The organism is Porphyrobacter sp. MBR-49, from assembly GCF_053628655.1.
Genome location: NZ_JBRJGU010000011.1, coordinates 78,088 through 95,122, shown reverse-complemented (window position 1 = coordinate 95,122; position 17,035 = coordinate 78,088). Strand labels below are relative to the sequence as shown.

Below are 17,035 nucleotides of genomic sequence, written 5' to 3'. Positions count from 1 at the left end.
GAAAGTGATACCATCGCGCATCCTCCCTGAATCGCACGTCGGCAAGCCTCTGGGAATCCCTAAATGGACTCTTTCGTTCCGGTCAATCCACTAGGTCATCGAGCGCCTCGCCGAAGTAATCTGTGACCCATCCTGCTTTACTGAGTTTGATCATGGATTTCCACCTCGCCGCATACTGAACTTCGGGGATGCACTACCACACGAGCAAGGCCCGATACATGCCTGCGAGGAAGTCAAATGCGCTCTTGCGCCCAAAGCACCTCAAGTGAGGTCTTGACGTTCTCATAATAAGCAGTGTGTGGCCGCCTATCGAACCGTAGTTCTAATCCTTGTCCAACAATCGAACCGGCCTTGCGGAAACCGACAAAACTGCTACACAACGGCCCACATTCGAAGAGAATAAACCGCAATAATTCAGAATATTAGGGGCAGCTTCCGGCAGTCCAGCCCTGCCACCACTTTCCAATAGTTGATATTTTTCCGGCACGACCGAAAAGCGTGGGTTCCTAAGGATAAATGGTCTGTGCGCACGCACTCGTTCATTGCTGGTCGCCACAATTCGCGGTAAAGTGCGGGTGAAAAATGTAAGGGCAGGAGGTTTTAACGGCCTTTTGCTGAGGGTGGATAATGCACCATCAAAAGCCGGGTCCAAACACCTAAGTGGTATCGACCCAATTTTGACCCCAACCAAGTTCTACAATTCGGGCGATCTCGCGGCAAATTTCCGCACCAGAACAAGAGCCTCGCTGATAAGGCTGTGCATTGCGGCGGCGGCGCCATCGGGATCACGGGCGGCAATTGCTTCCAGCACGTGCCTGTGTTCGGCAATGCTTGCCAGCCGAACGCCTTTTAGTTGGTTTGTCACTTTGATCGACGTATGCAGAGCCGCCACGATCAAATCTCTAAGGCGCGCGTAAAAACGGTTTCCCGAAGCCTCAAGCACAGCGACATGAAATGCGATATCCGATAGCAAAGGATCGTCATCGCCTTCCTCGGCTGCCTGCATTCGGTTTAACGCAGCCTCTATTTGCGCGATAGCTTCGGCAGACGCTGTTTCGGCTGCCAAGCGTGCGGCAACAGGTTCGATAGCCAGCCGCACCTGCAAAAATTCGATCAGCAATTCCGGTTCGAACTTGCGCGCCATGATCCAGCCAAGGACTTCGGCATCAAGAATGTTCCAGTTTGATTGTGGCTGGACCCATGTACCTTGGCGTGGACGCGATGCAATCAGCCCCTTGGCCGATAGCATCTTGATCGCTTCACGCAGGACACTGCGGCTTACCCCATATAATTTGCATAATTCGCTCTCGATTGGGAACGGATTGGCCGGGCCGTATGTCCCGGTCACTATGTCCTTGCCGAGCTGATGCATGATCTGATTGGTAAGATTGTGTCCCTGCCGTTGCACGCTATTATCAACCCCCTGAGCGATCTCGCCGGACAGTCTCCTGCGCCAATCCGGTCGCTCCAACCTGATAAACAAGAACATCTCCTGCCAAGGGTTCCAAGGCAAGCTGCTCTAGCGTCAACCCTACACGCGCGGTGGTGACAAACAACAGGTCAAGCGCATCACCGCCGAATGCGACGCAGCTTGGCTGGCTGACAGGTAATGCAATTTCGCTATCTATCGTGCCATCAGGCCGATAGCGAACCACGCGCGAAGCGCCCCAATGCGCGCTCCAAAGGCACCCTTCAGCATCAACTGTCGCCCCATCGGGATAAGCGCCGGGCGGCGTTTCGGCAAACAGGCGCGGGTTGCTGATTTCGCCGTTGAAGGGTTCAAAGTCGAACGCCAGAATCCGGCGTGCAGGACTGTCGGCGAAATACATGGTCAGGCCATCGGGGCTCCAGGCCAGTCCGTTGGCAATGGTGACACCTTCGTGGCAGCGCCGCGCTTGCGTGCCATCCAGACGATACAGCACGGCGCTGCGGGGCGGGGCGAGCGTTTCGTCCTCGATCATTGTGCCTGCCCAGAAGCGGCCCTGCCGATCCACCCGCCCATCATTGAAACGGCGACCACCGCCGCGCGGTTCCGGACGATCAATCCATTGAACTTCCCCGGTTGTCAGATCGAACCATCCAAACCCGGTTTCGAATGCGCACAGCAACGTGTCCGCTTCGCCTTCGACCAATGCGAATGATCCCACCCGTTCGGGCGCTGCTATCCGTTCGACAGTATCGGTGTCGATCGGCTGGTGCAGGATCAGCGATGCTTCGATATCGGTCCACCACAACCCGCTATCGCGGTGCCACTGGATGCCTTCGCCCAGTATGTTGCCCGCAGAAATTACATGATGCGGGGTCATGTGTGCAGCGCCGAATCATAGGCGGCCACAATCTGCGACGCACGTTCTGAAACGTCCGCCGCTGTCATGCCCGGCCGGTAAAGTTCAGTTCCGATGCCAAACCCGTCAGTTCCGGCGGCGAGCCATTGGCCCATGCTGCCTGACTGGATACCGCCCACCGCAAAAATCTGCACCTGCGGCGGCAAGACCGCCTTGAGCGCCGCAACATGGGCTGGCCCATAGGTCGATGCGGGGAACAGCTTGAGCGCCTGCGCCCCGGCATCCACTGCCGCAAAGGCATCGGTCGGGGTGGCTATGCCCGGCATGGAGGTAAGCCCCAGTTCCACCGAACGCGCGATCACTGCGGCATTTGTGCAAGGCGAGATCACCAATTGGCCGCCGCATTCATGAACCGCGTCGACCTGTGCAACGGACAGCACCGTACCCGCACCGCAGAGGCATTGATCGGCCAGCGCATCGGCCAGTTTCGCGATACTTTTGAACGGTTCAGGCGAATTCAGCGGCACCTCGATCATGGTGATGCCAGCATTATGTATCGCCTGCGCGATATCGACCACTTGATCGTGCGTAACCCCGCGCAAGATCGCCACGAGCGGCCTGCTTGTCGGTGCCTCAGCCATTATCTCGCCTCCGATGCGGCGCGGCGCACGGCCAACAGGCCGGCCAGTGCCGCTGCCCCCCCATCGATCGCGCGCGAGCGGCCATCGGCCAAGGCAAAGGCCCGCATGTAACGCTCGGTCATTCCGGGGTCTCCGATGAAAACGACTTCCCGATTGCGGGCATCACCGCCTAGGATGATGCCCTTCACCGCCTTGATTTCGGCACCAACCAGCACACCCGAAAGAAATTCGCGCGCGGCGGCTTTGGTCATTCCCTCGCGCAAGGTGCGGCTGCGCGCCTCGAACAACACAAATGGCATGGATGCGGGGTGGGAATGCAGGCTGCGTCGGGCACCGTGATCAAACGCCACTGGATCCACCGCAGTCTCGCTGGCTGCATGGGCCATAACGCTGCGTTCACCCAGCACGGCAAAAAACTCGCCCGTCGGGCTGGTCGAAAATTGCCGCACCACCCCATCTTGCAGATCAACCCATTTGCTATGGGTTCCGGGCAGGCACAATAGATGGCTTCCCTTTCGCAGCGACGGTTCAAGCTCAATCGCGCCGCGTATCTGTGTTTCCTCGCCGCGCATCACGTCGGGCGCACCCAGATGATTTTCACAGGTCATGCCGGGGATGATGGCAATGTTTGCCGACGGGGTTTCAAACCTCACACAGGCCGCCGTCAACCGGGACAGATCGGCGGGGCATTCGAGATAGGGCGCCTCGACCCAGCCGATGTTCGAACCCGCCATCCCGCACAGGGTCACGCCATTGCGGCCGAACTGATCGAGCCAATGGCCTGCCACATCGGCAAAGATGTCCCCGGGCTTCTGATTGGCGGCGGCGACCGCCGCGATCCCCGGCCCATCGCGCTGCGCGATCAGGCGCTCATCATTACACAGCATGATCCGCAGCCGGCTGGTTCCCCAGTCAGCTACAATCACGGTGTTTGCCGGGTTATCCACGTGCAACATCAATGCGATTCGCGATTGACCACATGGCCGCTCTTGCCAAGTAGAAAATCAAAGTCGCAGCCCTGATCTGCCTGCAGCACGTGATCGACATAGAGCTTGGCATAGCCGCGCGCAGCGCCATGATCGCATTTGGTGCGTCGCAACTGCTCCAGCCGTCTTTCGATTTCTTCCTGCGGCACCAGCAGATCAAGCGTGCGCGCATGGGCATCCACCGCGATTTCATCGCCATCTTCGACGATGGCGATCGGGCCATCGGCTGCGGATTCGGGCGCAACGTGCAGGATGACGGTGCCATAGGCCGTGCCGCTCATCCGTGCATCGGAAATGCGCACCATATCACGCACGCCCCGTGCCAGCAGCTTGGCCGGCAAGGGCATATTGCCGACCTCCGGCATCCCCGGATAGCCCTTGGGCCCGCAACCGCGCAAAACCATAATCGAATCTGGCTCGATATCGAGATCAGGATCATCAATGCGGGCTTTGAAATCCTCGATCGAATGGAACACCACAGCGCGCCCGCGGTGGCGAAGTAGGTGCGGCGATGCGGCCTGCGGCTTGATCGCCGCGCCTTTGGGGGCAAGGTTGCCGTGCAACGCCCATATCCCCGAAATCGGCTGCACCGGATTGTCGGCTTCGCGGATGACTTCGTTGTCGAAAACTTCGGTGCTGATCGCTTCGGACAGCGGAGCCCCGGTGACGGTTAGCGCATCGAGGTGCAGGCGATCGCGGATGCGTCCCATTACCGCCGGAATACCGCCCGCGTAATGGAACTCTTCCATCAGGAACCGGCCTGCGGGCATCAGGTCAACCAGCAAGGGAATATCTTGACCCAGCCTGTCGAAGTCGCTGGCCGTCAGTTCGATGCCAAGCCGGCCGGCAATTGCCAGCACATGCAGAACTGCATTGGTCGATCCGCCAATAACAGAATTGACCTTGATTGCATTTTCAAAAGCTTGCCGTGTGGCAATGCGCGAAAGGGGCGTGCCCTCACGCACCATTTCCACGATCCGCCTGCCGGTGCGATGGGCCAGCGTGCGGCGGCGGGAATCGACCGCCGGGATGGTGCCATTATATGGCAACGACAGTCCCATGGCTTCGACCAGGCAGGCCATCGTGGATGCGGTGCCCATTGTCATGCAAGTGCCCGGCGAACGCGACATGCCGCTTTCGGCCTGCATGAATTCATCAAGCGAAAGCTGGCCTGCGCGCACCTCTTCGGAAAAACGCCAGACGTCGGTTCCCGATCCGATATCTTTGCCCTTGAACTTGCCATTGAGCATCGGCCCGGACGATATCACCATGGTCGGCAGATCGACGCTCGCCGCGCCCATCAACTGGCCCGGTGTGGTCTTGTCGCACCCGCCGAGCAGCACCACCCCATCAATCGGATTGCCACGGATCGATTCTTCGACCTCCATCGCCAGCAGATTGCGGAACAGCATCGCCGTGGGACGCATCTGCGTTTCGCCCAGCGACATCGCCGGGAACTCGAGCGGCAAGCCCCCGGCTTCCCACACCCCGCGGCTGACGTGTTCAGCCAGATCGCGCAAGCCCATGTTGCACGGCGTCAGCTGCGACCAAGTGTTGCAGATGCCGATCACCGGTCGCCCGTCGAATACATCATCGGGCAGGCCTTCGCTTTTCATCCAGCTGCGATGAATGAAACCGTCACGATCAAGCTTGCCATAGCTCGCCTTGCTGCGCAGCTGGCGCTTGCCCTCGGGCGTGTCGGTCATTCCCAATTGCCTTTCCTGATGGCGACGCGCAACCCACGGCACCACTTGCATCTTGCTTGCATTTTATATGATAAATAGGCCAAGTGTAAAGAAAGACTGCCGCCTTCGTGGCAGAATAAATTGCGAAAGGTGCCACGGACAATGACCCCCGACCCAGATCAGCCTGCTACCGTATCCGCCGAAGGCGTTACCGATCACACCTATGTCGGCTATGATGACATCGCCGGGAAATCGGTATTTATCACCGGGGGCGGATCGGGGATCGGGGCCTATTTTGTCAATGCCTTTGCCGCGCAAGGGGCCAATGTGGGGTTTGTCTCGCTTGATGCGGGCACCGGTGAGCGGCTGGCCGATGCAGTCCATGCGCGCCATGGCAAGCGGCCCTTTTTCAGCCCGGTCGATATCCGTGACATTGCGGCGTTGCAATCGGCGCTGACCCGGTTTGCTTCAGAGGCAGGCGATCCCGGCGTCCTTATCAACAATGCGGCACGCGATACGCGCCATTCGCTGGGCGAATTGACTGTTGAAGCATGGGACGATTCGTTCGCCACCAACCTGCGCCCGTTCTTTTTCGCCGCTCAGGCTGTTGCCGAACGGATGGTGCCGGGCAGCACGATCATCAATATTGGCTCCAACTCGGCAATTCTGGGGCTGACTGGCTACCCGGCCTATGTCACCGCCAAAGCGGCGATTACCGGGTTCACCCGCGCGTTGGCCCGCGAACTCGGGGTGCGCGGCATCCGTGTTAATGGTCTGGTGCCGGGCTGGGTGATGACGGAGCGCCAGAAAGCACTGTGGGTGACGCCCGAAGCCTTGCAGGAATGCCTTGATCAGCAATCGCTCAAGGACACCATTACCGGCGAGGACATTGCCGAAGCGGCACTGTTCCTTGCCAGCCGCGCCGCGCGGATGATCACCGGGCAATCGCTGATCGTCGACGGCGGCAGGGTCATGCAATAATAGCAGCGCGCTGAGATGCTGACGCATCACGCGCTGGAAATGCTTAAGCGCCGCACGGGCTTAACCAAAGCCTGATGAGGCCGCACCCATCGCGCTTTGGTTTCATCGCCCTGACCCCGCCGTTTGTTCCCGCGCCTTACGCCTGAGCAGGCGCACCTTTTCGGCCAAATCCGGTGAACACGGCCGTTTGTTTGAAGATCACGCGGTTGATCGCCAAGGCGAATGCAATCGTGGTGATCAGGGTTACAAACATCAGATGGATGTAATGCAGCCCAAACGGCGCATGGACGAATGTGAAAAAGGCGTAGAGCGCGATCCCGAAACATACGCCCGCAATTGCCGCGCGGGCATCCACCCCGCGAAACAGCAGTCCGACGATGAACGCTGACAGGATCGGCATGCTCAACAGGCCGTTCAGTTCCTGCAACAGATTGATGATGCTCTCCGCGCCAGAATAGACCGGGATCATCGCGATCGCGACACCGATGAACACCGCCGAAACGGCCAGATTGAGATGTTTTACCGATACGTTCGGATTGACGTATTTCTGGTGGATATCGCAGACATAGAGTGCAGCCGCCGAATTGAGGATGGCGACAAAATGGGTGGCCACGCTGGTGATCAGAATCGCGGCAAAGGCACCTGACAGCCACGGTGGCAGAACCCCGCCGACAATCGTGCCAAACGCGGCATCGCCGATATCGCCATACAGTTTGAAGGCGATGATCCCCGGTAGCACCACGATCGTCGGCACGATCAAAAGCCGGATGATGGCAGCGGCGATCACGCCCTTTTGTGCTTCGCGAACCGTGGGAGAGGCCATCGCGCGCTGGGTGATCGCCTGATTGGTGGACCAGTAGAAAATCTGGATAAACACCATCCCGGTCAGCAGCGTGTGCCACGGGATCGGGGATTCGTCATCACCGATCAGGGTCAGCCGTTCGGCTGGGATGCCGCTGAAATCAAATCCGATGGCCTGCAGCGCGAGCCAGACGATGACCAGGCAGATGACCAGCAGGCTGGCACCGCTGAAAGTTTCGGAAATGGCCACCGCCCGCAGCCCGCCCATCACACCGTATATCGCGCCCAGAGCGGCAATCCCTACGCCCAAGGTTATATACCCCAGTTCGATCCCAAACACCGTGCGCATGAACAGCGCCCCGGTGTAAAGCGAAGATGGCATCGCGATGAACAGGTATCCGAACATGAACAGGGTGGAGATCATCGTGCGGATACGATCATCGCCATAGCGTCGTTCAAGCAGTTCGGTCGTGGTGGTGCAATTGTGGCGATAATAAATTGGCACGAACACGAAAGCGAGGATCAGCAGGCCGACCACCGCTGACAATTCCCACAGTGATAACAGCAACATCTGGTTGCCGTTCATCCCCACCAATTGTTCGGTGCCGAGGTTCGTGATGGTGATCGATCCGGCAACATAGACCCAGGTCAGACTGCCCCCGGCCAAGAAATATTCGCGGCTATCCTTGCTGCTGTGCTTATGCGGCGCGCGCGTTCGCCATAGGGTCAACAGGCCGACCGTGACGATGATTACCGCGAACACGAGCAATTGCCCGAAACCGGTGATCGCAATGTTCGATTCCAGCATTATTTGCCGCCTTGTTCTGGTTGAGTGCTTGAGGGCGTGCCCGGTCTGCCGGTACGCTGAGACATGCCGACGGCCCAGCGGCGCTGGAAACCGGGCCAGTAATCAGGCTGTTGCGCGGTGGCTCGGGTATCGCCAGCGACACTCCCCGGTTCGAGCGGCCAGCGGCCATCCTCTGCCCGCGCGCTTGGCAGGCGCAGATACGCGCCCGCCGCCGCATCGCCTTTCAGCCGGCTGTCGAGCAAAGCGGTGATGAAATGGGCGTTGATGGCGTTGAGCCGATCCTTGCGCCACACGGGTTCATCCAGCCGTTCGCGGTAATCGAAGGATGATGCCAGCGCATGGGGGACGGCGTTGGCGGCAATATTGTGGCGCGCGGCATCATAGACAATCATCAGCCGCTGCGCGCCCGTCATTGCATCGAAGATCCAGTCGACCCCGCCGGCATATGTTACGATGTCATCCTCTCGCCCGACCAGCACCAGGCTTGGCACCGTGATCCGCGCAAGGTCATCGGCTGACCATGCGCGCAACGGTGCCGCGCCGCCCCACGGGGCGAACAACACCAGCGCCTTCAGCCCTGCCGGTGCTGCGCCGGTCGCCGGAACATTGCCCTGCAAGGCTGCGTTGAGCGCGCCAGACCGATCGTAGGGTGCTCCCGCCGTCGCCAGCGCACCGAAACCGCCCATCGAATAGGCAATCAGTGCGATGTTTTGGGGGTCTGACAGATCGTTAAGCCATTGCGGCATCGCCCGCGCCGCCAGCGTTTCGATCACAAAGCGCTGATCGTCGCTGCGCGTCATGACGGTCGTGGCAAATGACAGCGCCTGCTGCGCGGGGGTGTTTGCTGGCAGATCACGATGATCGATCGCGATCACGACATAGCCCTTCGAAGCAAGGTTCTCTGCCAACCAGCTGAACCCCGTGGCCCATCCGCCATAGCCGTGAGAAATCACCACCACCGGATGGCCCGCGCCAACCGGCGGGGCTGCCGCCAGCGCAGTGCCGCATTCGCTGACCTGATCGGGCAGTGCTGCTGCCTGATTGGGGATCGGCGGCGGGCTGAAACTGTAACACGCCGGTTGGCTGCCTGCCGCGCCTTGCGCAGGATACCAGACCGCCAGCGGCAGGCTGCGCTCGCCAATGACGCCGCCGGGCAAGGATTGGCTGGGATTGGTCAGGGCGATCTCACGGAAGCCGACGATCTGCTCGCCATAGTCGGCCAGCGCAGGCGCGTCTGATGGAACATCACCCGCCGCCCACAACGCCGATCCGGCAGGAATCGCCAGCAGGGCAAGCGTTGCGGCCAGCACTACTGGGGCGCAGCGCTTCATAGGTTGATCCATACGCTTACTCCGTGGGCTTCGATGATCGGGCCGCCCAAGGAGAACCGCGCGCCGGGCGCAGCAGGCGCAGGGCGCGGTTCGGCGGCAAAATTGAACGCGAAGGTCAGGTTCCCGCGGCGTTGCAGCCGCACCATCGGATCGAGCGCCACCGTGGGAATCGCAGCCGCGTCGCACAGATCGGTGAACAGTGCGCGCAGGAAGGCATCATCGGTCAGGCTGGCGAGATACAGAAACTGCCCATGGCGCACCGCAGCCGCCGTGCCATCATCATAGGTGGCGACAACGTCGCCCTCGCGCACATCGATCATTTCGCGCCAGCTATGGCTGTCAAAACTGCGTCCGTTCCAATGCAGCGGTTCAGGGCAATCAGGCCGCAAAGTCTCCACGCTCAACACGCGCAGGGGCAGCAATCGCTGCAGCAGCCCCGGCGGCAGACTGTCGGGCAGGGTAAATTCGCGGGTCTTGGCACCCGAACGCGGGCCGATCACCACGGGGCCGCCTGCTACCGCCAGCGCGGCGATGGCGGCATCGTCGGGCATGGCAAGGCAGGGTGCCAGCACCAAGCGATAGGCCGTGAGATCGGCCCCCGGCATGACGAAATCGGTGTCCACCCCGATCTGCCGCAGAGCGCGATACCACTGGAACAGCACGGCTTCGTATTCGTAGCCTGCGCCCTGAGGTTCGATCTCGCTCAGCCACAGCGCCTCGACATCAACGATGATCGCCACTGGCGCGGGGCTGCGCGGGTGATCGGCCAGCCCCAGTCCGGCCAGTTCCGCCTGCACTTGTTCGATCTCGGCCCAGGCATCGGCCTTGCTGCGATCAGGCCGCAGCAGCCCCGCGTGCATCTGCTCCTGCGCGAACGGAGCCTGACGCCAGCGGAAATAGCTGACGCAATCAGCCCCGTGGGCGAATGCCTGAATCGTCCACAACCGCACCATCCCCGGCGCTGGGCGCGGATTGTGCGGTGCCCAGTTCACTGGACCGGGCTGCTGTTCCATGATCCAGAATGGCCCGCGCGACAGGCCGCGAATCTGATCGAGATGAAAGGTCGTTAGGTCAGGGTGGCCGGTACGCATGAAAGGCCGCGCCGCGTCTACCCCTTCTGACTGCATTATCCGATCGGTAAAGCCCAGCGGGTAACTGTCATAACTCGCAAAATCCAGCGACCGGGCCAGCGCATCATTATCGATCCCGGACGATTGCGGGGGAATGAAATTATGCGTCACAAACTGGCCGGGGGCGTGGCGGCGGATGACATCGGCCTGCAGCCGGTTGTATCGCACCACCTGATCGGACGTGAACCGCCGAAATGCCAATCGATGCGCTGGATTGGTCTCACACACCGTGCCAAACGGCAGTTCGATGTCATCGAAGCTGCCATATTCCATCGACCAGAACACATTGCCCCATGCGTGGTTGAGCGCATCGATCGATTGATAGGCCTGCGCGCACCATTCGCGAAAAGCATCACGCGCGGTGGCCGATCCGCTTAACGCTGTATCATGGCAGCAATATTCATTGTCGGTTTGCCAGCCCACCACATGCGGGTTGCTGCCGTATCGGATTGCCAATTGTTCGGTGATCCGCAAGGATTCACGCAAATAGGTTTCGCTCGAAAAGTCGTAATGCCGACGCGATCCAAATCCGCGCACCCGCCCGCTCGCTGGATCCACCGGAAGGATTTCAGGATAGAGATCAACCAGCCATTTGGGCGGCGTGGCCGTGGGGGTGCCAAGCACGACCTTGAGCCCATTTTCTCCGAGCACGGCAATCGCCCGGTCAAGCCAGTCGAAGGCATATTCGTCCGGTCGCGGCTCAAGCCTCGACCAGGCAAATTCCCCGATCCTGACGCAGGTCAGCCCGAGCGCGCGCATCTGCGCAGCGTCATCCGCCCAGACCGCTTCCGGCCAGTGTTCCGGATAGTAGCAAACGCCAAGCATTAAGGTTCTCCATCAAGGAGCCGGACAGTGGGCCGGGCATCGCTCAATCAGCTGTTGAAACGTGATCCTAGACCAATAATCATATAATTCAATCAGCCATTCTGCGCGTCGCAAATTTGATGGGTAGCGCTATTGGCAAACCACCTGCGCAAGCGGGCGATCGGTCTGGGCGTTGTGCAATTGTTCGAGCCGGTTAAGCTGATTGAGCGACGCGATCATCACGGACATTGGCGCAAGATGCCCGCGCTGATTGAGCTGCGCCAAAGCATCACCATCCAGCGCCGCCAGTGCAAAGGGATCAATGCCGTAAAGCCCGCCAATTTCGGATGATCCGCCATCCTGATAGACCAAATCGATCCGCAACGCCCGCACCAGCTGCCGCGCAACAATATCATCGACAAACGCCGTCATCGCCGTGCGATCACGCATCATTTTATCGATGCGCTCTGCCATAGCGAGAGTAACCGCTGCGGGCATCTGCTGGATGTTGAATAATGGCTCACCATGATTGCCCAGCAGCGCGCTGTCATCATCGATGGCCAGACCCAGCGGGGCGGCCTCGTCCCGAAAGAACGGATAACGCAGCACCGTTTCCGGCAGATAGGTTGCGTGCCAAAGCCCGTTCATTACGAACAGGTTGCGGCCCGCGCCAAGCCCCAGTAGCGCCGCAAGGTGGAACCGCCCGGTCTGTCCGTCCTTTATCAGAACCAGCGGATAATCGGCCGCCGCCAAACCGGCCTCGGCTAGTCCGATGACAGCATGACCCAACCGCGCAGCATGGGCCATATCTGGCGCTGGCGCGATGCGAAGCTGGGCATGGCGCGCAGGATCAAGAGCAATAATCGTCATCGCGGTTCCCTTAAACTGGTTGCAGTCCGAATTCGCGCACCCGGTTCAACAGATCGCGGTGTTTGGGTAATTCGGAAAGCGTCCTGTCACGCAGGTTGGCGGCGACGGCAAACCACCGCCGGGCCGTTTCTGAATCGGCCATCAGCGCGCTTTGAGTATATTCGGTTTCAAACCGCATCCCGTGCAGCACATACTGATAGCTGGGCCAGGAAAACACTTCGGGCTGATGGGGGAAATCCTGCGGGCTGGGTGGCTGATAACGCCAGAGCTTAAGGCATTCCTGCAAATCATCCGGGATCGAAGCCGGATCACAATTGTCGCGCCAGAATTGCGTGTCGGTGCGTTTGGTCAGCACATAGTGCAGCTTCAGGAATTCGATGATCCGATCCCAATGGTGCGTGAACGCCCGATTGAACTGGGCTGCCGCGGTGTCCATCACCGCACGATTGGCTGGCATTCTTTCGGCAATGAAATCGGTCGCGGCTTCGATCAGCATGAGGGCCGACGCTTCAAGCGGTTCCAGGAAACCTGCCGAAAGCCCGATTGCCACGCAGTTGTTGCGCCAGAATGTTTCGCGATGTCCAGCGCGAATTTTAATCCGCCGCGCCTCAAGCTGATCTGCCGCCGGGCCAATATAGCGCCTCAGCGCCAATTCGGCGGCATCATCGGTTGTATGCCTGCTGGAATAGACATGGCCGACCCCGCGCCGCGATTGCAATCCGATGTCCCACACCCAGCCGCTGTCCTGCGCCGTCACAATTGTGTGGCAGGCGATCGGGGCATCGGGAGCAGGGTAGGGAACCTGCATGGCCAAGGCCCGGTCAGCGAACAGGATATCGCTACAATCGCGGAACGGAACGTTCAGTGTTCGGCCAATAAGAATGGCGGCAAATCCGGTGCAATCAACGAAGAAATCGCCGACGACTTCGCCTTGCTGCTTGAGCTGTAAGGCGGCGATATCGCCATTATCTGCGCGGCGCACGTCAACGACATCATCGATTACGTGCTCCACGCCAAGCCGCGTTACAGCGTGTTCCTGCAGCAATTGCGCAAATTTGCCTGCATCAAGGTGATAGGCGTAATTGGCGACGGCGGCATATTCGGGCGTGGTGATCGCCTTGGGGGCAAGCCCGGCTTCGCACAGCGCCGCTTGAAAATCGACCGCATCGGCAAATTCGCTTCCGCCATCCGCGTGCATCTGTGCCCAATGGCCGGACAGGTTGATCTGCGGGGCACCCTGCGGCGCATTGAGCGGGTGGTAATAGGCATCGGCTGAGGTGCCGTCGGTCCAGCCGACGAACTTCCCGCCTTGCTTGAAGGCCGCATCGCAACGGCGCAAAAAATCGGTTTCGGACAGGCCGATCTTGCGCAGTGTCGCGCGCATGGTCGGCCAGGTGCCTTCGCCAACGCCAATTGTGGGCACGTTGGAGGATTCGATCAGCACGACCTTCAGGCCATCGGGGCTGTTGGCTGCGTTCTGGGCCGCGATCCGCGCCGCGCATATCCAGCCAGCGCTGCCGCCGCCAACGATGATGACCCTGCGTATCGGTCGCGAGCTATCAAACATGCTGGACTTCGTTCCTTTTTTCAGAGCCATCCGCGCTCGATCTCCCCGATGAAATCAGCCTACCAGACAGCCGGAATGTACAATTGACGCAGCGCAGAGAATAGGGACTTTTAATTATCTTATAAATCATATAATATGGCTTTTGCGCCATTTGCAATCTCCGTTTGCGGCCAGCCGCGCAATTTTTGTGCTGCAAGCCGGAGCTCAGTGGTCAAAAAAATACGAGGGAGAGGATAAGCATGTCTGTAAAACAACACAGCCGAATTGCGAAAAAAATACAGCGCATTGGCCTAGGGGGAACAAGCGTTCTTGCATTGTGTGCAATCGCCCATGCTGCTCCGGCAGCGGCGCAGGATTCCATCTCGTCGGGCAATACGGCCGATGAAATCATCGTCACCGGTATTCGCAGCAGTCTTAGCGCCTCGGCTGACCGCAAGCGTGAAGCAATGGTTATTCTCGATTCGATCACGTCGGAGGATCTCGGTAAATTCCCCGATTCGAACGTGGCTGAATCGCTTCAGCGCATTCCTGGCGTTTCGATCGACCGCAACGGCGGCGAAGGCCAGTTCGTCACCGTTCGCGGGTTCGGCCCGCAATTCAATACAGTGCTGGTCAATGGGCGGACTTTTGCCAGCGACAACACTGGCCGCGAATTCAGTTTCGATCTGCTCGCGGCAGAACTGATCAGTGGCGCAGACGTTTACAAAAGCTCGCAGGCATCGCTGCAAGACGGCGGGATTGGGGCGACGATCAATATCCGTACGCCGCGTCCACTCGACATCGGCGGTTTCAAAGCGGTGGCTTCTGCCAAAGGCAATTATGAAGACAACAGTGATGATGTTTCGCCGCAGCTTTTCGGCCTTGTCAGCACTACCTTTGGCGGCGACACCTTCGGCGTTCTGGCTTCGGTCTCCTATCAGGAACGCGATGCCCTGATCAACTTCACTCAGAACCGCGGTTATATTCCCGGTTCAACCATCGGGCCGGTCAATGCTCCGCTGTTCACCAATGTTTTCACGCCGCGCAATCAGGATGTTGGCAGCGACGAACAGAATCGCGAACGGTTTGGCGCCAATGTCACCGCGCAGTATCGCCCCGACGCCAACCTAACCTTCACACTGGATGGGCTGTACAACCAGTTTGATGTCAATTCGCAAGTCCGCTCATTGGGCAACTGGTTTGAACCGTCAGCCTTTGTCGCGGCAGAAATCGACGAAAACCGCACCGTCACATCGCTGACCACCAACGGATTTGCCGATTTCATCTCCACCTCGAACAACCGCTTCACCAAGACCCGAGCGGTTGGTTTCAACACCGAATGGATGGCAACCGATCAACTCAAGGTCATGGCCGATGTGTCGTGGTCTCGCGCCACGGATTCTGCGGGTGGGCGCAACCATTTCGCGGTTATCGGGGCAGCGAGCCAATACAGCTTTGAACAGGCTGTGGGCGGCGGCTTCCCATCAGTATTCGGCCATACCGCCGATCTGACCGACCCTACGATCGGGCGCACTCATATTGCTTTACGGCAAGGCAACAGCGAAGCCGAACGCGTTCTCGAGTACAAGCTTGATACCGAGTGGGAATCAGATGGCGGGGCGCTAGACAAGGTGCGCTTTGGCGGGGTGCATACCCGCCGCAAGAAAAACAGCCAGACGATCGCCACCGATCCCAACACCGTCTGCGTTTTCTGCGGATATAATACGTCGGTGACCGACCCCTTGTTGCAACCTTTCGGTCTGGGTACTTTCCTGGGCAGTTCGGGCACTGTGCCGACCAATTTCCAGACCTTCGATTCCGAAGCCTACTTCGCCTTCCTTGAAAGCGCAGGTGCTGCCGCTGCGCTGGATACTGCTCTCGGACTTACCCCAGGGACGACCGCGGCGCGGCTCGCATCAACCAACGGGTTCGATGCAGTAGTGCAGCCTAACTCTTTCCGGATAAACGAGAACGTCTATGCGGGCTATATTGATGCCGATTTCCGCGCCACGCTGGGCGGCTTGCCGTGGTTTATCAATATTGGCGCGCGTTATGTGCACACTGAACTGACCGCTTCGGGACAGCAGCTCGACCTGATTGATCTGCTCCCTGTAACCGGCGACGTAACGATTTTTCAGGGCGTATTCGCCAATGGGGGGCAACCCTTGGCACGCACCGAGAGTTCGAGCTATGACTTCTTCCTGCCTAACCTCAATGCAAGGGTTGATCTGGGCGCGGACGTGGTCGCACGGCTGTCCGCTTCGCGCACGTTGACGCGGCCGCAGGTTCAGGATCTGGCACCCCGGACCAACTTCGATGTCTTGCGACCAGCCAGCCTGAATGCCAGCGGCGGAAACCCGGCGTTGCGGCCTTATACGTCAAACAATTTCGACCTTTCGCTGGAATGGTATCCCAGCCGGACGACCACGATTGCCGCCGCAGCGTTCTACAAGAATGTTCGCGACTTCATCGTTCAGACACGCGAAAATGAAGTCATAACCATTGCCAATGCGGGCAACCTTCCGGTGGGCGGATTTATCACCGGCCCTAACGAGGCAACCTTCAGCGTTCGCCGGCCGCGCAATGCGGATACTGCCAACGTTCGCGGGATCGAATTGAATGTGGTGCATACGTTCGATTGGTTGCCGGGCCTGCTGAGTGGCTTTGGCGCGCAGGTGAACGCAACGTTTGTTGGCAGTAATGCGACTTTCGATCAGGACTCGGATGACATCTCCTTTGCACTTGAGGGTTTGGGAGATTCGCAGAACGCATCGGTGTTCTATGAAAAGGGAGGCATTTCAGCGCGGGTCGCCTATAACCGTCGCGAACGCTTCCTTGAAAGTCTCGTGACCCCGGGCGAAGGTGGTGATCCAGTGTTCCGGCGCACGTTTGATCAATGGGACGTGCGGGCCAGTTACGATGTGAACCAATATGCGCAGGTGTTTGTTGAAGGGATCAACATCACCAGCGAGAAAAACATCACCACCGGCCGTTTCGACAATCAGGTGCTCGATTTCATCGACACTGGTGCGCGATGGGCCGTTGGTGTTCGCGGCACATTCTGAACCTGAAGCCAACCGGGGCAAGGCAGCGCTTTGCCCCGGTTGTTCTTTCGAATTACGATCAGGCCCGGCCAAACCTGCCTTCGAGGCTTGCAACCGATCGGC

At 59.3% G+C, this 17,035-nt stretch carries 12 protein-coding genes; 2 read left to right on the top strand and 10 right to left on the bottom strand.

From position 1 onward, the window contains the following. Positions 1 to 694 precede the first annotated feature (694 nt). Genes ACSSV3_RS14040 through ACSSV3_RS14020 form a run of 5 tightly spaced genes read right to left on the bottom strand, consistent with a single transcriptional unit; the run spans position 695 to position 5,618 of the window. Positions 695 to 1,372 (bottom strand): FadR/GntR family transcriptional regulator, encoded by a 678-nt coding sequence (locus ACSSV3_RS14040; RefSeq protein WP_354326709.1) that lies wholly within the window; start codon positions 1,370 to 1,372, stop codon positions 695 to 697. A 43-nt stretch (positions 1,373 to 1,415) separates the two neighbouring features. Continuing rightward, positions 1,416 to 2,306, bottom strand: coding sequence for an SMP-30/gluconolactonase/LRE family protein (locus tag ACSSV3_RS14035; protein WP_354326712.1), 891 nt, complete (start codon positions 2,304 to 2,306; stop codon positions 1,416 to 1,418). Continuing rightward, positions 2,303 to 2,926, bottom strand: a complete 624-nt coding sequence (locus tag ACSSV3_RS14030; RefSeq protein WP_354326713.1) for a 2-dehydro-3-deoxy-6-phosphogalactonate aldolase — start codon at positions 2,924 to 2,926, stop codon at positions 2,303 to 2,305. Before ACSSV3_RS14030 ends, ACSSV3_RS14035 begins: the two co-directional genes overlap by 4 nt. Then, complete coding sequence (locus ACSSV3_RS14025; RefSeq protein WP_354326715.1) at positions 2,926 to 3,882, bottom strand: 2-dehydro-3-deoxygalactonokinase; 957 nt, start codon at positions 3,880 to 3,882, stop codon at positions 2,926 to 2,928. Before ACSSV3_RS14025 ends, ACSSV3_RS14030 begins: the two co-directional genes overlap by 1 nt. Further along, positions 3,882 to 5,618 (bottom strand): IlvD/Edd family dehydratase, encoded by a 1,737-nt coding sequence (locus ACSSV3_RS14020; protein ID WP_354326717.1) that lies wholly within the window; start codon positions 5,616 to 5,618, stop codon positions 3,882 to 3,884. The genes ACSSV3_RS14025 and ACSSV3_RS14020 overlap by 1 nt, the downstream gene beginning before the upstream one ends. 141 nt (positions 5,619 to 5,759) lie before the next feature. Here ACSSV3_RS14020 and ACSSV3_RS14015 point away from each other — a divergent pair, with 141 nt between their 5' ends. Continuing rightward, positions 5,760 to 6,578 (top strand): SDR family NAD(P)-dependent oxidoreductase, encoded by an 819-nt coding sequence (locus tag ACSSV3_RS14015; RefSeq protein WP_354326718.1) that lies wholly within the window; start codon positions 5,760 to 5,762, stop codon positions 6,576 to 6,578. A 136-nt stretch (positions 6,579 to 6,714) separates the two neighbouring features. On the opposite strand, the gene ACSSV3_RS14010 is transcribed toward ACSSV3_RS14015, so the two are convergent. The 5 genes from ACSSV3_RS14010 to ACSSV3_RS13990 form a co-directional block, all read right to left on the bottom strand. Next, positions 6,715 to 8,187 (bottom strand): SLC5 family protein, encoded by a 1,473-nt coding sequence (locus tag ACSSV3_RS14010; RefSeq protein WP_354326719.1) that lies wholly within the window; start codon positions 8,185 to 8,187, stop codon positions 6,715 to 6,717. Beyond that, positions 8,187 to 9,518: an alpha/beta hydrolase family protein gene (locus ACSSV3_RS14005; protein WP_354326721.1), complete on the bottom strand. Its 1,332-nt coding sequence runs from the start codon at positions 9,516 to 9,518 to the stop codon at positions 8,187 to 8,189. The genes ACSSV3_RS14010 and ACSSV3_RS14005 overlap by 1 nt, the downstream gene beginning before the upstream one ends. Beyond that, on the bottom strand, positions 9,515 to 11,473 hold the full coding sequence (locus tag ACSSV3_RS14000; protein WP_354326722.1) for a beta-galactosidase: 1,959 nt from the start codon (positions 11,471 to 11,473) through the stop codon (positions 9,515 to 9,517). Before ACSSV3_RS14000 ends, ACSSV3_RS14005 begins: the two co-directional genes overlap by 4 nt. Positions 11,474 to 11,602: 129 nt before the next feature. Continuing rightward, the gene (locus tag ACSSV3_RS13995) at positions 11,603 to 12,322 is read right to left on the bottom strand and encodes a SapC family protein (protein WP_354326724.1); all 720 of its coding nucleotides are present in this window, start codon (positions 12,320 to 12,322) and stop codon (positions 11,603 to 11,605) included. A 10-nt stretch (positions 12,323 to 12,332) separates the two neighbouring features. Beyond that, positions 12,333 to 13,889 (bottom strand): tryptophan halogenase family protein, encoded by a 1,557-nt coding sequence (locus tag ACSSV3_RS13990; RefSeq protein ID WP_354326725.1) that lies wholly within the window; start codon positions 13,887 to 13,889, stop codon positions 12,333 to 12,335. 314 nt (positions 13,890 to 14,203) lie between these two features. Between ACSSV3_RS13990 and ACSSV3_RS13985 the strand changes: the two genes are divergently transcribed. Further along, on the top strand, positions 14,204 to 16,933 hold the full coding sequence (locus ACSSV3_RS13985) for a TonB-dependent receptor (protein WP_354326726.1): 2,730 nt from the start codon (positions 14,204 to 14,206) through the stop codon (positions 16,931 to 16,933). The last annotated feature ends 102 nt before the right edge of the window (positions 16,934 to 17,035 follow it).

What these genes read in the sequence shown, in the direction of transcription:
- ACSSV3_RS14000 (WP_354326722.1), bottom strand. Translation starts at nt 11,473, where the DNA reads ATGCTTGGCGTTTGCTACTATCCGGAACACTGGCCGGAAGCGGTCTGG.
- ACSSV3_RS14015 (WP_354326718.1), top strand. Translation starts at nt 5,760, where the DNA reads ATGACCCCCGACCCAGATCAGCCTGCTACCGTATCCGCCGAAGGCGTT.
- ACSSV3_RS14020 (WP_354326717.1), bottom strand. Translation starts at nt 5,618, where the DNA reads ATGACCGACACGCCCGAGGGCAAGCGCCAGCTGCGCAGCAAGGCGAGC.
- ACSSV3_RS14010 (WP_354326719.1), bottom strand. Translation starts at nt 8,187, where the DNA reads ATGCTGGAATCGAACATTGCGATCACCGGTTTCGGGCAATTGCTCGTG.
- ACSSV3_RS14025 (WP_354326715.1), bottom strand. Translation starts at nt 3,882, where the DNA reads ATGTTGCACGTGGATAACCCGGCAAACACCGTGATTGTAGCTGACTGG.
- ACSSV3_RS13990 (WP_354326725.1), bottom strand. Translation starts at nt 13,889, where the DNA reads ATGTTTGATAGCTCGCGACCGATACGCAGGGTCATCATCGTTGGCGGC.
- ACSSV3_RS14040 (WP_354326709.1), bottom strand. Translation starts at nt 1,372, where the DNA reads ATGCATCAGCTCGGCAAGGACATAGTGACCGGGACATACGGCCCGGCC.
- ACSSV3_RS14035 (WP_354326712.1), bottom strand. Translation starts at nt 2,306, where the DNA reads ATGACCCCGCATCATGTAATTTCTGCGGGCAACATACTGGGCGAAGGC.
- ACSSV3_RS14030 (WP_354326713.1), bottom strand. Translation starts at nt 2,926, where the DNA reads ATGGCTGAGGCACCGACAAGCAGGCCGCTCGTGGCGATCTTGCGCGGG.
- ACSSV3_RS13995 (WP_354326724.1), bottom strand. Translation starts at nt 12,322, where the DNA reads ATGACGATTATTGCTCTTGATCCTGCGCGCCATGCCCAGCTTCGCATC.
- ACSSV3_RS14005 (WP_354326721.1), bottom strand. Translation starts at nt 9,518, where the DNA reads ATGAAGCGCTGCGCCCCAGTAGTGCTGGCCGCAACGCTTGCCCTGCTG.